The 16,314-nt window shown below is 50.7% G+C and carries 10 protein-coding genes; 4 read left to right on the top strand and 6 right to left on the bottom strand.

The genetic code is table 11. The annotated features are described in order from the left end of the window. Positions 1-27 precede the first annotated feature (27 nt). Complete coding sequence (locus tag ACUHMQ_RS07160) at positions 28-1,176, bottom strand: ATP-binding protein (protein WP_445294767.1); 1,149 nt, start codon at positions 1,174-1,176, stop codon at positions 28-30. After that, a complete protein-coding gene (nosP, locus tag ACUHMQ_RS07155) occupies positions 1,169-2,320 on the bottom strand; it encodes a nitric oxide-sensing protein NosP (RefSeq protein WP_445294766.1) in 1,152 nt (383 codons plus the stop codon). The genes ACUHMQ_RS07160 and nosP overlap by 8 nt, the downstream gene beginning before the upstream one ends. Positions 2,321-2,608: 288 nt before the next feature. Between nosP and ACUHMQ_RS07150 the strand changes: the two genes are divergently transcribed. From ACUHMQ_RS07150 to dnaE, 4 genes are all read left to right on the top strand, one after another. Further along, positions 2,609-3,544: a substrate-binding domain-containing protein gene (locus ACUHMQ_RS07150; RefSeq protein ID WP_445294765.1), complete on the top strand. Its 936-nt coding sequence runs from the start codon at positions 2,609-2,611 to the stop codon at positions 3,542-3,544. Further along, positions 3,541-4,320: a transporter substrate-binding domain-containing protein gene (locus ACUHMQ_RS07145; protein ID WP_445294764.1), complete on the top strand. Its 780-nt coding sequence runs from the start codon at positions 3,541-3,543 to the stop codon at positions 4,318-4,320. Before ACUHMQ_RS07150 ends, ACUHMQ_RS07145 begins: the two co-directional genes overlap by 4 nt. Before the next feature lie 408 nt (positions 4,321-4,728). After that, positions 4,729-5,763, top strand: coding sequence for a DNA-binding protein (locus tag ACUHMQ_RS07140; RefSeq protein ID WP_445294763.1), 1,035 nt, complete (start codon positions 4,729-4,731; stop codon positions 5,761-5,763). A gap of 77 nt (positions 5,764-5,840) precedes the next feature. After that, positions 5,841-9,290, top strand: coding sequence for a DNA polymerase III subunit alpha (gene dnaE, locus ACUHMQ_RS07135; RefSeq protein ID WP_445294762.1), 3,450 nt, complete (start codon positions 5,841-5,843; stop codon positions 9,288-9,290). 132 nt (positions 9,291-9,422) lie between these two features. On the opposite strand, the gene ACUHMQ_RS07130 is transcribed toward dnaE, so the two are convergent. The 4 genes from ACUHMQ_RS07130 to flgJ form a co-directional block, all read right to left on the bottom strand. Beyond that, the gene (locus ACUHMQ_RS07130; protein WP_445294761.1) at positions 9,423-10,835 is read right to left on the bottom strand and encodes an alanine/glycine:cation symporter family protein; all 1,413 of its coding nucleotides are present in this window, start codon (positions 10,833-10,835) and stop codon (positions 9,423-9,425) included. A gap of 496 nt (positions 10,836-11,331) precedes the next feature. Continuing rightward, positions 11,332-12,720 (bottom strand): flagellar hook-associated protein FlgL, encoded by a 1,389-nt coding sequence (gene flgL, locus ACUHMQ_RS07125; protein ID WP_445294760.1) that lies wholly within the window; start codon positions 12,718-12,720, stop codon positions 11,332-11,334. A gap of 41 nt (positions 12,721-12,761) precedes the next feature. After that, on the bottom strand, positions 12,762-15,266 hold the full coding sequence (flgK, locus tag ACUHMQ_RS07120) for a flagellar hook-associated protein FlgK (protein WP_445294759.1): 2,505 nt from the start codon (positions 15,264-15,266) through the stop codon (positions 12,762-12,764). 46 nt (positions 15,267-15,312) lie between these two features. Then, the gene (flgJ, locus tag ACUHMQ_RS07115) at positions 15,313-16,200 is read right to left on the bottom strand and encodes a flagellar assembly peptidoglycan hydrolase FlgJ (protein ID WP_445294758.1); all 888 of its coding nucleotides are present in this window, start codon (positions 16,198-16,200) and stop codon (positions 15,313-15,315) included. Positions 16,201-16,314: the final 114 nt, after the last annotated feature.

Raw genomic sequence — 16,314 nt, 5'->3', positions numbered from 1 at the left:
GATTCAACTATTTTGTGAAGTGCCATTTCATTGGCCATGTGCAACAGGTATCCAAACAGTGAAGGTTGAGCCATGATTTGGCCTGCTCTCGACCTCTATGCGCCCCCCCATTTCGCTGACGATGCCGTAAGAAACCGACAGACCCAATCCTTTCCCCGAGCCGATTGGCTTGGTTGTGAAGAAGGGGTCGAAAATACGGGGCATGAGATCTGAATCAATACCACAGCCATTATCGCCAATTGAAATCCAGACCATGTTGTTGGTACATCCAGTGTTAAGTACGATTTTTCCGTGGTCTGGAATGGCTTGTGCAGCGTTCAATAGCAAGTTCATAAAAACCTGGTTAAGCTGCGAAGATCGGCAGGCAACTAATGGCAATACGCCATAATTTTTTTCTACCTCAGCTTTATATTTAATTTCATTCCAAACTACATTCAATGCACTGTCCAATCCGATATGGATATCTACGGTCTCCCATTCGGATTCACCAGCACGTGAAAAGTCTCTTAAATCTTGCACAATCCGGCGAACACGTGCCGTGCCGTCAATCGATTCAGTGATTAAAGTACCTATATCTTCTTTCACGTACTCGAAGTCAGTGTCCTTGCGTAGTGCCGTTATTCGATGTTGCATTTCCTGACTAATTTCAGTTAAGGAGGCAGCTTTCTCGTAAGCCGTAATTAATTTCATCAGGTTATCAACATAAATACGAAGGGTGCCAAGATTTGAATTGATAAAACCAATGGGGTTGTTGATTTCATGTGCCACACCCGCAGCCAGCTGGCCTATGGAGGCAAGTTTCTCCGAGTGCAATAATTGACTTTGCGCCTCTTCCAATTGCCGAATCAATATTTGTTGTTCGGCATGTTGCTTTTCTAGCATTTCCTGTACTTGTCGGCGTTCTCGAATTTCCTCAACCATCTGGCTCTTTGAATCATTAAGTGCCCGGTTAATGCGTTCATTTTCCCTTAGCGAAATTTCAAGCTCACGCGTTCGTTTTTGCACCTCATTGTCCAACATGACTGCCATTTGAAATACGCTGAATTCAGAACCATCGTTACTCATGCTTCGTTCAACACGATTAGTCAGCGCATTAATGATCTTATTCAAGCGTAGGATTTCATCCTGCGCAGCAGAATCCGGACTGACAGAGGTACTGGCGTTAACTTCACGCATTCTTAACCTCATGGGCATAGCCGATTGCCACACCAGTCAAAGTCTGGTTGACGTGAACACCACGGTACTGCTCACCATAAGTACTGAAACCGACCATGTTGTATTCTTTGAACATGTCGCCTGCCGTAGTTTTGGCTGGGCTTTGTGATAATTCCAGATTGCGTAAAATACAATCACAACCAAGGACCAATTGCAGACTGCCTATTTCATCTTTTATTTGCTCGAAAGTCTGTATAAGGTTTTGCGTCAAGTCCCCGCCTTTTGCCAAACGTAATACCAAACCTTCATCAATTGCACAGAAAAAGGTGAGTGAGTTATCGGGGTTGGCTTTCTGGATTGACCGTACATATTCCTCACCATCAATCAGTAATACCAAAGGGGATGCGGCAAAGTACTCTGCACTTAGTTTATCTACGGGAACATCAATGAACTTTGCATATTCCACGGCAGCGGGTCGTCCATTGATTTCGTAAATCAAGCGATTAGGTGGGTCTGCCGCCGTAACCACAAAACGATTACTGGTAGCAGTGAAATGCTGAGTTTTGAATGGCTGGATTGGATGCAATGTGGCAATAAGTAATAGAAGCGCGCAATTACTATGGAATACTCCCTTGTAAAACAAGTGCGTGTGTTCAAATTTCAAGTCATCACCCGCTGAACCGCCAATCAAGGGAATTTGCCCTAGTGCATTCTGTATCGAACAGGCAACGACTTCTTCCCGCATCGACAAACCATCAATCAATAGAAATCCGAAGCGATTCGGCAAGACAGGTTGACGGTTCTCAAGTTGCTCTACCAACTGATGGCTGAATGAATGCCCTTCCGGCAAATTGAAGTCATCTAGATTTCTTAGTAGCCCGGTTTCCGCCACATAGCTGCCTTTGGGGAAGCTCAATCCGGTCAGGCTATGGTCGAGATACCCTTTTGGACCAATTTCACCCGCGGTAGTACAACCGACTACAGGTATTGAGCCGAACAATTGATTCAGTTCATCTGCCAGCACAACCAAGTCATATCGGCTTGAGCAAAAAAAGAGTACAAGCTCGCTATCATCCTGCATTACACCCGCATGAAATTCCAGGGCTGCCTGATGTGCGTCCTTGGCATAGGTCTGTATGCGGCGGCAGCCACGCCTGTTACCCATGTCGTGTTTCCTCCTCTACATAACATCTGGCTTTAGGCGCTGGGTGGCATAGCGGAACCAATCCAGGCATGCGTTCAAAAGCGCATCTTTATATGTTAGAGAGTAAATACGAAGGTTAAATGTCTAATTCCGCCAGATTGCGGATTGGGGACAAAAGGCAAAGATGTCCAATCCGATTCACTCTATAGAACAAAGTGGGCATCGTTCCATGATCTATAGTCATGAAGCGAAGCGATCAACCACTACTGAATAGGTCGCTACTTCTTGGCATCGTGTACGGAGATTGCGATGGACAGACGTCGATTTACCCAAGTCGCACTCTATACCGCGTTTTCCCCTTTAATTTTTGCCGCACCCGCTACCAAGTCCTTGGTAGGTGTTGTGCTCAAATCGATGCGGAATGAGTTCTTCCAGCAAATGGCTGAAGGCGCCAAAACCCATTATCTGCAACATAGCAACGAATACGAATTGGCATTGTCGGGTGTTCAGGAAGAAACTGACGTCAAGGGTCAGGAAGCCATTGTTCAGCAACTGATTGCAAGACGTGCCTCGGCTTTGGTTGTAGTACCTGCTGACTCAGTCGACATGTTGCCAGTGCTGATTACTGCAATGAATGCTGGTGTACTGGTCATTAACATGGATAACAAGTTGGATGATCGCGCCTTGGCTGCAGCACAAGTGAATGTCCCCTTTGTAGGGCCCAGTAATTACAATGGGGCAAAAAGCGTAGGTGCTTATGCGGTGCAGGGGTTACCTGGTGGTAGCAAGATTGGGCTGATTGAAGGTGCTCCCGGTTCGATCAACGCAAAAGCGCGCAGTGATGGATATCGGGAGGCATTACGCACTGCAGGTATGGAGGTCGCAGGTATTCGTTCCGGATTTTGGGAAGTGGTAGGCGGAGAAAAAGCCGCACACGAGCTTTTGGAGGGCGAACCCGGCATACGCGCACTACTTTGTGGCAATGACAATATGGCAATTGGTGCGGTCAAAGCAGTCGAGGCATTAGGTTTGAAGGGCAAAGTTGCTATTGCCGGTTATGACAATATTCCCGCCATTCGTCCCTATATCGCAGACGGGAGAATTATCGCGACTGCTGACCAATATCCTGCGAAGCAGGCGGAATACGCGCTAGATTTAGTGCTCAAAGCGCTGTCTAGGAGTGTTACACAAGAATCGCTACCTAACATTATCGCCACACCCGTCCAGCTGATTAAGCGCAAGTGATCAAGGCATTCATCTCATACGCTCTCATACTGGCAGCCTTTGTACTGTTTTACAGCGGAACGGCTTGTGCTGCGGAACGCCTGGAGGTGTATGGCGAAACATACCTGCCGTTTTTGGTGGAACAGAAAGGTTCGTTGACAGGCCCTTATGCAGAGGCGTTTGCGGTGCTTGCTCGACAGCAGGGTATCGAAGTCCACTATGTGGCCATGCCAACCAAACGACTCTTGCAGCTATTGGAAAGACAGCCAAACACCTGCGGCTTGGCAGTGAATTTCTCACCAGGATCGGCAGAAACCTTGATCTTCCTGGGGCGTGTCGCACCCATTATGATTTCCGTCTTTGCTAAGCAAGGCAAAATAGGGCGGCTCAACAATATCGAAGATCTGCGTCGCTATCGCATCGGTGCGATTGATATCGCCGAAGTACGTGATGCGCTGGACATTGCAGGTATCACTTACGAGCCGCTTAGCCAAGCCAGCAGAGGGGTATCCATGCTGATTGCCAACCGATTCGATCTTTTACTGAGCGATACGTTACCGGAACTGACTGATACACCCGCGGTGACGCGGGTGTTCAATCTTGCTCGTTTTGAGCGTTGGGTGGCATGCAACAACCAAATCATGCCTGTTACGGCGACTAAGTTACGTAAGGTGCTGTCGGAGGGCGTCTTTGCAGAGTCAGTTCGACAGATCTGGGCTCGTTATGGTTTACAGACTTATTACGATGAAGTACGTCGAGAATGGGATGCCATCGGCCCAAACAAGCGAAAGAAGTGATGTACCCATACCTAGCCGGTACAGCCAAAGTCGTTTTCTTCAGATATCTCCCTTCCCTCTCTTCACCCTTAGAACCTGTTCACGATCTCACTGTGTAGCTGTGATCAGGGCTTATTGTGCTGCTCGAAATCCTCATGTACCCACGTACATTCCGGTTTCTGCGCTGCTCTGTACCCTGCTGACAGCTGCTCGTGACAGATCCTGAACAAGTTCTTTGTTTTCGGCGCATTTGATATCTGCCCTGTTCATACGTACCGCCTCCTTCTGTAGTGCCCCTACTTGACCACCTTGAGTGTGATAATTCGTGATTATCACGCTAGTGATCTTTCAAAATATTGATCCAAATCTGGCTAATTTTTTTACGTAATTACATAATACGTAAAATGGTATCAAACAAAGGAAGCTGGCATGGCACGAAGTGGTGTATCGAAGGCTGATATCGAAAACGCCAGGGATAGGTTGGCGGCCCAAGGGCGGAACCCATCGATTGATGCGGTACGCGCAGAGCTCGGCAATACAGGCTCCAAAACGACTATTCAGCGCTACTTACGTGAGTTGGCACAGGAAGAAGGTGATAGACCAAATCGAGATGCGGGTATCAGTGAAGCCATTCAGTCACTTGCAAGCCGCTTGGCGGAACAGCTGAAGGACGAGGCTGATAGGCAAGTGGTTGAGCTTCGCGAGCAGTACGAAGCTGAATTGCAAGCAAAGGAGGTGAGGTTGATGCAATTACGTACGGAAGTCGAAGTACTGAACAGCCGTACGCAGCAAGCCGAAACAGCGCTTCAAAGCGAGAAGGAAGAAAATATGAGACTCAGCGGTGTGTTGGCAGAAGAGAAGACAGCCAATATGCAGCTGTCGCAAAAAGTAGCAGGTTTGAACGAGCGGCTAAAAGATAACGAAGCACATCGCCAGTCGCTTGAAGAGAAGCACACCCATGCGCGGGATGCTCTCGAACACTACCGGCAGTCCGTCAAAGAGCAACGAGAACAGGAACAGCGACGCCACGAACATCAACTGCAGCAGTTGCAGATGGAGGCCCGAACGCTAAACCAGACGCTGGTAGTTAAACAAAATGAGCTGACACAGTTATATCAGACGCTGGCCAAGGAAACCGCGGAACTGGCTGCAGTAAGGAAAGATCTAGGTCGCGTGGAATCTGAAGTGGAACGGATTGAGCAAACACACAGCATCCAGTTGCAGCAGAATACATTGGAAGCCGAGAAAATCCAGGCGGAATGGGCGGAACGTTTGAATCAGAAAGAAGGCGAAAAAGCAGCGCTAGCAGACACAACACAAGCATATCTCACACAACTTCGGGAGCAGGAGCTTGTATTGATCGAACTGCGGACACGACTAGCAAGCCAAGATGAGATGCTGGTGATGCTGAAAGAAATGCGGCAGTTTGTTGAGGCGAGAGTGACACAAGAAGACAGTGCTTGAAGCACGAGGTGGAAAATAATCTGGTCATTCGCCTCAATTAGCTTGGTCGCGCATCGTGAGGGAAGTAAAATTCGTCCATGATGCCCGCACCAATCAAGAATTCTTCCCCCAACTTTATCCACCTCCGCCTTCATTCCGAATACTCCATCACTGACGGCATTGTCCGCATCGATGATGCTGTACAACGTACCAAGCAATTTGGCATCCCCGCACTCGCGGTGACCGATCTGATGAATCTGTTCGGCATGGTCAAGCAGTACAAAACTTGCCGTGGCAGTGGCATCAAGCCCATTGTTGGCGTTGATGTATGGATAGAGAACGAAGAGGACCGCGAGAAACCCTTCCGTGCACTGCTATTAGCGCGTAATCGTGATGGATATGGCAGGTTGTGTGAATTGGTTACGCAGGGTTATCGGCACAACCAGTACCGCGGTAGGGCTGAGCTGAAGCGCGCCTGGATTGCCGAGGGAAGCAATGCAGATTTGATCGCGCTTTCCGGTGCGCATCTTGGTGATATCGGCCAGGCGATTTTGAATGGCAACCAGGAGCTAGCCGTTGACCGCCTGCAATGGTGGAAGGCACTTTTTCCGCAGAACTTCTACCTGGAATTGCAACGTACAGGCGACCCACGCTGGGAAATGGTAGTGCAAGCTTCGTTGAAGCTGGCTACTGAGCACGACTTGCCCGTCGTGGCTACACATCCCATTCAGTTTCTAGAGCTGGACGACTTCAAGGCGCATGAGGCGCGAACCTGTATTGCGGAAGGGTATGTGCTTGCCGACAAACGCCGGCCAAAGCGCTATACCGAACAACAATACTTCAAGTCGCCAGCCGAAATGGCGAGTCTATTCGAAGACATCCCCGAAGCCCTTGCCAATACTGTCGAGATAGCCAAGCGCTGCAATCTACATATTGTGTTAGGCAAAAATTTCCTGCCGCTCTTCCCTACTCCGGATGGCATGAGTCTGGATGACTTCCTGATCCATGAGTCCAAACTGGGTCTGGAAGAGCGTCTGGTCCAGCTATTTCCCAACCCGGCCGAGCGTGAAGCCAACCGAGAAACCTATGAAGTCCGGCTGAAGTTTGAATGCGACACCATCATCAAAATGGGTTTCCCGGGCTACTTCCTTATTGTGGCGGACTTTATTAAATGGGGTAAAGCCAACGGTTGCCCGGTGGGGCCCGGCCGGGGTTCGGGTGCAGGTTCGCTGGTAGCGTATTCGCTGAGCATCACAGATCTGGACCCACTTAAATACGCCCTGCTGTTCGAGCGCTTTCTAAACCCCGAACGGGTATCGATGCCCGACTTCGACGTGGACTTCTGCCAGGAGAACCGTTGGCGGGTAATCGAATATGTTCGACAGAAGTACGGCGAAGAAGCGGTGAGCCAGATCGCCACGTTTGGCACCATGTCCTCTAAGTCGGTGGTCCGTGATATCGGCCGGGTGCTTGATCTCCCCTTCTTCCTTTGCGACAAGTTGTCCAAGCTGATTCCGTTGGAAGCCAACAAACCCCTGCCCTTGGCAAAGGCCATGGAGGCGGAGCCGCAAATCGGTGAATTGATCGAGGCGGAGGATGCCGGTGAGCTACTGGAACTGGCGCTAAAGCTGGAGGATTTGACCCGCGGCATCGGGATGCATGCCGGTGGGGTATTGATTGCGCCCGGTAAGCTGACGGACTTCTGCCCGTTATATATCGCCAGCGGCGAAGGTGCTTCACCGGTTTCCCAGTTCGACAAAGACGATGTGGAACAGGTCGGCTTGGTGAAGTTCGACTTCCTGGGGCTGCGTAACCTCACCATCATCGAGCTTGCGCAAAAGTACATCAAACAGGTCAGCGGCGAGGACATTGATGTCTCAAAGCTCCCGCTCGATGATGCCCAGGCCTACAAGATTTTTGCAGCAGGTAATACCACCGCGGTATTCCAGTTTGAATCCACCGGCATGAAGAAAATGCTGGTGGATGCCAAACCCAAGCAGTTTGAAGAAATTATCGCTTTCGTAGCCTTGTACCGGCCAGGCCCCATGGACCTGATTCCCGACTTTATCCGCCGGATGCACGGCGAGAAATTCGAATACCTACACCCCCTGCTGGCTCCAGTATTGGCACCCACCTACGGCATCATGGTGTACCAGGAGCAGGTAATGCAGGCCGCTCAGGTTTGCGGCGGCTACAGTCTTGGTGGCGCCGACCTGTTGCGCCGGGCCATGGGTAAGAAAAAGCTTGAGGAAATGGTCGCCCAACGGGCCATGTTTGTTGAAGGCGCAGCCAAGCAGGCGATCCCTGAGGCTAAGGCCAATGAAATCTTCGACTATATGGAGAAGTTCGCTGGCTACGGTTTCAACAAATCGCACGCGGCGGCCTATGCATTGGTGGCGTACCACACGGCATGGTTGAAAGCACACCATTGCGCGGCTTATATGTCCGCCACCATGTCAACTGAATTGGATAACACCGACCAGCTCAAGGTGTTCTACGACGATTGTGTTCTCAACAAGCTCAAGTTTCTGCCGCCCGATGTAAACCACAGCGTTTACCGCTTCCAGCCAGTATCGCGCGATGAAATCCGTTATGCACTCGGTGCCATCAAGGGTACAGGAGAGGCAGCGGTTGAACACATTATCGCTGTCCGGCAGACATCGGGTCCCTTCAAGGACCTGTTTGATTTCTGCCACCGGACAGACAAGCGCATCGTCAATCGCCGGGTGATCGAAGCCTTGATCCGTGGTGGTGCGTTCGACAGCCTGTGTGATCACCGCGCCAGTATGCTCGCCAGCGTGAGCATGGCATTGGAAGCAGCCGAGCAAGCTACGGCCAACGTAAATCAAGGTGGTCTATTCGATGCCTTCGAACCCGAGCCCGAACATGTCATGCAGCTGGCAGTGGTGGATCGTTGGTCTGAAGCCCAGCAGTTGACCGAAGAAAAGACGGCTATCGGTTTTTATTTGTCCGGTCACCCATTTACTGCGCAGGCGAAGTTCGTACGTGGTTTTGTGAAGACGGAGCTGGCAAGGCTGGCGCCCAACAAGAGTACGCAGTGGATTACCGGTATCGTGCTGGAGATTCGCACCAAGATCGGCCAGCGTGGCAAGATCGCTTTCGTTACGCTGGATGATGCAACGACCAAGCGTGATGTGATGGTCTATGCCGAAACACTGGAAGCAGCGAGAAATTCATTGCGCGAAGATACGCTGGCGGTGATGGAAGTAAAGGTGAGCGAGGACAGCTACGGTGGTGGCGGTGGCTTGCGCATTATCGCAGACCGTGTGCTGGACCTTGCCGAGGCCCGCAGTCGCTTCGCCAAGGCGTTGAATCTGGGCGTAAATAGCCGCGCAGATGCGACGCATCTCCGGTGTCTGCTTGATCCCTATCGGGGTGGCGATTGCCCGATACGTATCCAATACCGTAGCGACAAGGCAAGCTGTGCTATTGCCCTAGGGGACGGCTGGAAAGTAACGCTGCGTGACGAATTGTTGGCCTCCTTGCGTAGTGACCTTGGTATGGAAGCTGTGCAGGTTCAATACTAGAAATCACTCTGGTTGACTGCTGAGAAGCGTGTAAATAAAAATAAATCGGGCCGCTTGAATACAAGCGGCCCGATTTATTAAAGGAATGCAGTCTGGTTTTTCAACCACCCTTATGCAATGGATAGCAATCTATCAGTGCCAGCAATTGTCTTGTAATTTCAAGTCCAGGCCGGGAATACTCTTACTCTTGAATATGGGTTCTTGGCCTGCTTTAAGCTGCTCACGGTAATCATTCCAAGCACCTACGGCATATTTGGACAAGAATAAAATCGCGACCAGATTGATGATGACCATCATCCCCATGCAGACATCCGCAATATCCCATACCAATGGCAAGCTACTGACAGAACCCATTAATACCATTAGCAGTACCAGCAAGCGGAATATCGTCAGCACTTTTTTGTTTTCACAAATGAAGTTCATATTGCTTTCTGCATAGGCGTAGTTCCCCAAGATTGAGGTAAAAGCAAACATGAAGATCACGATTGCCATAAACCCTGCGCCCGCACTGCCAATATGAAAACCCACCGCCGCCTGGGTTAATGCTGCGCCTTTGACGCCGCTACCGGGTACATAAGCGTCTGATAGTAAAATTACAAATGCCGTTGCACTGCAAATAACGAAGGTATCGATAAACACCCCTAGCATTTGCAAGAGTCCCTGATTAGCTGGGTGCGACGTTGAAGCCGAGGCCGCGGCATTTGGAGCACTCCCCATACCGGCTTCGTTGGAGAACAAGCCACGCTTTACACCCATCTCCATCGCAGCTTTTATGCTTGCCCCAGCCACACCGCCTACAGCAGCTTGGCCGTTAAATGCGCTGGTAATGATCAGGCGGAATAAATCGGGAATTTGGGCAAAATTCGTTATCAGCGCGTAAAACGCAACAAATAAATATAGTACCGCCATGATGGGCACCAGCCATTCGGCAACTTTACCGATGCGCCTTGCCCCACCGAAAATAATCAGGGCAGTTAATACGGTTACTACACCCCCTGAAACAATTGGCGTAATGCCAAAGCCTGTATGCAATGCATCACTAATAGAATTACTTTGTAGCGCATTGAATGAAAAGCCAAATGCCACTAACAGGCTAATTGCAAATAGCACGCCCCAGGTGCGGGAACCCAGTCCTTGCGAAATATAATAAGCAGGTCCACCCCGAAAGGTCGAATCCTCATTACGTACTTTAAAGATCTGCGCTAATGTGGCTTCAACAAATGCAGAAGACATACCCAGTAGTGCTGTACACCACATCCAGAAGACTGCACCTGGGCCACCCAGGCTGATGGCGGTGGCAACACCCGCGAGATTGCCGGTACCTACACGACTGGCCAACCCAATGGCAAAAGCTTGAAATGGACTGATTTCATCCGGTTTGGCCTTAATAAATGCTACCTGCATTGAACGTTTAAGTGAACGAAATTGCAGAAAACCGAAGCGAAATGTAAAAAATACGCCCACCGTCAGCAACAAATAGACCAATATATAACCCCACAAGTAAGTATTGATAGGGTCAATAACCAGTCTTATCCATGCTTCCATAAAAATCTCCAAAGGGGTTGATTGGTCTTCTTCGAACGTAAATTGCAGATTAAAGTACAACTGCAATAGTTAACGTGCAAATCAATTCAGTAACTTACTGCCAAGAATTCAAAAAAGTAAGCAGAATGGATTACCAATGCAGGGGAAATTAAAAAGGAGAGGAGATAAATGCTGCCACGATCTTGCAAAAATACGGAATAGAGGCACCATCATCTTGCCGAGCCCGAACGATACCAGATTAGAGCTTCGTGACTGCGAGGGAAATCCGCAACGGACATTTCTGGGAGTTAAGGCTAGACAGGTGTACAAGGACTTGTGAGCCAGGGCCTTTACCTCATAACACCTACTCTTGGATACGGCTGAATTCCGATAAGTGGCCGGATTGATGGTGTGAATGGGCGTACTCAATCGATGAGAGCACCCATTCCTAGAGCTAAAAGAATAAGCCAGATTGCGACATGCACTCTGGCTCTTCAGTGATAAATGACAGCGACAACTAACTTATATATTGAAACAGGGAGAGGCCTTGCACTGAAGAAAATGACTTGCGAGCAGCTTCCAGATAAGTCTGGGTAAGCGAAAAATCACTGATCGCTGAAACATAATTCAAGTCAGTAAGTTTGGATATGGTTGTTTTGAATTGTACATTCAAATCACTGCTGGTGCCTTCGGTTGAATCTATTTCATTCATCCGCGCACCGATATTCGCTTGTACAGTCAATATCTTATTCAGGGTATTATCCATATTGGACAGCAGCGTATTCAGCTGATTTTGGAAAGTCGCCCCCCCTACTGAACTATTCGCATAACTTGTCAGCGCAGAGGCATAGTCCCCAATGGTGGTGAATATATCCTGAAATTTGCTTGGTTCCAATTTAAAGCTGTCACCATCTTTAGGCACCCCTTCTACGGAAAGTTTTGCACCAAAGTCCCAATTGGCATACAACGGTGTTGCTTCACCAATTTGCTGTGAAAACAGGATGTCATTACCCGATGTATATTGGCGTGGATAAGCATTGGGGGTAGCAACGGTATCGGTACGGCCACCTGCAGGCAACCCGGTAGTATAGTTATATCCATCAATCATGGACCGGTTGTAGTTCGCCGATGTGGTGTCATTATCAATAATGTCGTAATTGGTAATGGTCTTGGTAATGTCTACCGGGTCTGGCACCACGTGGAATTGAATACGATAGCGTTCTCTATTATTGGTATTGGTCCATTTTACCGGGTCGGTGACCACACCTGGGCTGATTACCCCGGTGCCTAGATTGGCGCCACCTGCATTACCGTTCATGGTGGTGGTGAAGGTACCGTTTCCGTCATTGATTTTAACAAATATGTCCGCACCGGAATCTGAAACAGGAATCTGGCGGGATGGTGAAATCTGGACCTCACGCTGTCCCTGGTCACCGTCGTAGCGTACGTTGCCATAAGCCAATTCATTAAATGGCTTGGTATCGCCTTTATAACCCGAGAACAAATACAAGCCATTACCATCTGTTGTATTAGCAAGGCTGATCAGTTCCTGATATTTACCTCGGACATCTGCCTCGATCATTTTCTTTTCGGCGGAGGTCAGTGCTGGGCTGCCCGATTGCACAGCCAGTTTCTGGATATCCTGAATAATGCTGGTCACCTGCTGCAGGTTGCCTTCGGCCAACGACAGCGCTCCCCGCCCATACTGTACATTCTTGATGTACTGCTCATTCTGAGAGGTGGACTGCTGCAGATTGAGTGAACGCGCTGAACCTACCGGATCGTCGGAGGGGGTGAGAATACGGCGGCCCGTAGAGAGTTGGTTCTGTAAGATGGTCAAATCAGACTGCCGATTGCCCAGATTAAAGACACTCTGCTGGTAAATGATATTACTGGAGACACGCATGATGTTTTACCCCCGCGGACACTAACAAACGACCGTACTAATTAACGACCAATATTCAATACTTCTTCAAATGCCTTTTGCGCAATTTGAATCGTGCGGCTTGCAGCCTGATATGCCTGCTGGAAATTGAGCAGATTTGCTGCTTCTTCATCGAGGTTCACACCCGAAACCTGTTGTTGCTTGGTTTCAGCCTGCTGCAACAACGAAGCCTGGGCTTTCTGATTGATTTTGACCTGGTTGGTTTGCACACCAACATCGGCAACCATCTTGCTATAGGCCCCTTGGAAGTTGGTGGTGCCACCTGTCATCGTATTGGCGGTTTGCAACTGCCCCAGCGCCAACATATTCCGAGCATCTGCCGTACCACCGGTATTGGCTTCAATCAGAAAGGTGTCGCCTGTTGCAGGTACACCGCTTACCTTGACGCTCCAGCCGTTAAAGCTGATGTTGGAGCCCGATGTATAAGCTTGAGCAGCCTGTAAGACTGTCCCGTTGGTAGGGTCGACCAATTGATAACTGGTCGAGGAAACAAATTGCACGGCAACCGGGTTCTTGAGGTTGATATTCACGGGTGCGGAATTGACAACGCCTGCGGAGATCGCCCCACTACCGGTATTCCGACGAGGTTCGATAACAAATCGGTCCCCTGCATTCGGTGCCCCCGATATCTGCACAGTCCAGCCGTTGTAGGTAATGTTGCCGCCAGCGGCGTAGGTCTGGTTACCTGCCAGTACGGTACCGGTGCTCGCATCGCGCACATCGTAAGAGGTCGCGCTAGTAAAGACGATTTCGATTTTCTTGGCCGAAGTACCGCCATTAGAGTTCAACGAGTTGGTGACGGCGGTGAGCGTACCTGTACCAGTATTGGTGGTTGGCACAGAGGTAACAATGCGGACTGCATCTGCCGAGGTACGGATAGGTGCTGCCGCGGCGATTTTTGCCGTGTCGGTAACCATAACGGACATGTTCTCGGCAAAGTCCCGTGTAGGTTGAATGGTAAAGCGGTCACCGGCAACGAAAGTCCCACTGTTGAGCCGGAATTCCAGACCGTCAACCACCACCGGAGGCGTTGCCCACTGTGTGCCGTTGATATTGGTGACCATGCCATCGCTCTTGCGCACAATGCGGTAGGAATCTTCCAATACCCCTACGGTGCTGGGGTCGTCCACCTTGTCGACGATGAGTTCATAGTCACTACTGGTAAGTGCGCTCACATTGCTGATGGACACCTGCAAATCCGCGTTACCGGCATTTTTCGAGCTGGGCAGAATATGCGAAGCGGCGGGTCTGAAGCTCACACCAAAATTTTCACCCGCAGCGAGGTTGCCGCTCAGTTGAAAGCGCACGCCAAATGCCAGCTGACCACCAGCTGCCAGGATGGCAGCGGGTGCTACCGTAACGGACTGGCTATCGGTCATACGGGTAATCGTATAGTTCGTCCCGTCAAAGGCGATATTGAAGTCGCTTTCAATAAATGGCAGGGCGGAAGCCAATTCAGCCGTCATGGTGCGGCTATTCGCACCCAGGTTGTATTGCGCATTGATCTGTTCGACCGGGAACTGGAAAAGATTGCCACCATACTGGCCGTTCAGGTCCTGGCCTCTACGGTGCTGATCGTTCACCGTTTGCCCCAGTGCGACAGCAACACGGCCGAGCGAATTTTGCACCTCATCCAACGCCTTGGTGCGGAACTCCAGTACGCCCCCCAAGGAACCGCCGGTAATCAGGTTGTCCGGAATCGTGATCGTGGCGCCGAACTGCTGGTACGCCACTTCCAGGCGGGATGGATCGTCAGCCGAAGCAACCGCTCCCAGGGTGAAGGACTGGCTACCCACCACAAGATTCTGACCGTTACCGATGAATACGTTGTAGCTGCCGTCGGACTGTTTGATGATTGTCGACTTCACATAGCCATTCAGGTCTTTGACGAGCTGATCGCGCTGATCAAGCAGGTCGTTTGGCGCATTCCCATCACCAGAGCCGGAAGCCAGGATGATCTGATCATTCAGTGCGGCAATTTGGTTCGTGATCGAGTTGATGTTTGACACCGAGGAAGTGATCTCGGTATTCACGTCCTCTCGCAGCACCGCCATACGCTCGTTCACCGTATGCATCTTGGTGATCATCGATTGCGCCAAACCAAGCAGTGACTGACGGGCTGATACATCCTTGGGGCTGTTGGCAACCGTCTGCACACCGGTAAAGAAGTCCTGCAGGGAGGGGGAAAAGCCTGCCGATGGGTCGGCCATCAGGTTGTCCAGGTCAGATAGATGCGACAGCTGGCTGCTCAGATAACCATCCTGCGCCTTGGCGATCTGTACCTGGCGGCCGATGAATGCATCGTAAATCCGGCTGATGCCGGTGATTTCAACGCCACGCCCGACAAAGCCGCCCCCTGTAGGGTTAGGCTGCATTGCCGCTTGCTTCATCGTCTGCCGGTTGTAGCCTGGCGTGTTGGCGTTGACGATGTTGTGGCTGGCGGTGTTGAGTGCCACTTGCGCTGCATTGAGGCCCGATACTGCGATGCCGTAGATACTGTTGCCCATGATTTCCTACCCCCACCTTGTTTTCCGGTGTGTCAAATTGCTTGTCTCAAGCTGCTGCGCGATAAGCCTTCAGCGCTGGGTGTTCGGCCACCTGTGCCAGTTTTCTTGCGTAGCTGGGGTCGGTTGCATAACCGCCCTCTTGCAGCTCCTTGGCGAATACCTTGGCATTCGTGCCGGCTTGTGCGGCATCGGTATAGCGTCGGACCAGGAGTTGACCGTAATCACTGAAGGCATCGGCATAGCTGTCGTAGGCACGGAAGGTTTCAACCCGCTTCTGTGCTCTGCCTTCCACGTATTCGGTCGTCACGATGTCGGCAGTCCGGCCTTTCCAGTCCTTGCCGGCCTTGATACCGAACAGGTTGTGGGTGTTGTTGCCAGCACTGTCGGTGATGGGTTTCTTGCCCCAGCCGGTTTCCAGTGCAGCGTGTGCCAGCATCAGGTGGGGTGACAGCCCCATGGCCTGAGCTGTGCCGACCGCGGCAGCGCCTACCGTGGCCACAAACTCATCAGCGCTGACATTGGTAGTGGGAGATGCAGTGCCTGCCTGAATGGTCTGGGAGCCATAGGTGGAGCTGGCTGGACGCTTCAATGGGGTTTGCAGCGCAGCACTATTTGTCATCTTTTCTATCTGTGCCGCAATCATGTCGGCCAGACCAAGCCCTTTGCCGGCAGTGAGGTTTTGCGACAGCTGTTGGTCATACATGCCTTGAAACATGCTGACCGTATCGCTTTGGAGCTCATCAAACTTGGGGGTGGCCTGCCGCATCGACTTCATCACCATATCGAGAAACATCTTCTCGAACTGGCTGGCGACTTCGCGCGCTGCGCCTTTGGGGTCGCGTGACAACTTGCTGCGAAGGTCGCCGACAGCCTGGGCATCGATGGCCAGCTTGGCATTCAGGGAGGCATTGGCGGAGGAGTTAGCAACTTGCATGGTGCTTTACCCAGTTCGATTGGCTATGCGTCGAAGGGGTAACAGCAGGGACTGTGCCAATTAATTAAGCTGCTGATTTTAATTAATTAATTGTGATTTTGGCTTGATGTGGAG

The sequence above is a fragment of the Chitinimonas violaceus genome (assembly GCF_052601015.1).
The sequence above is the reverse complement of the archived record's forward strand: the minus strand, read 5'-3'. Positions and strand labels throughout refer to the sequence as shown.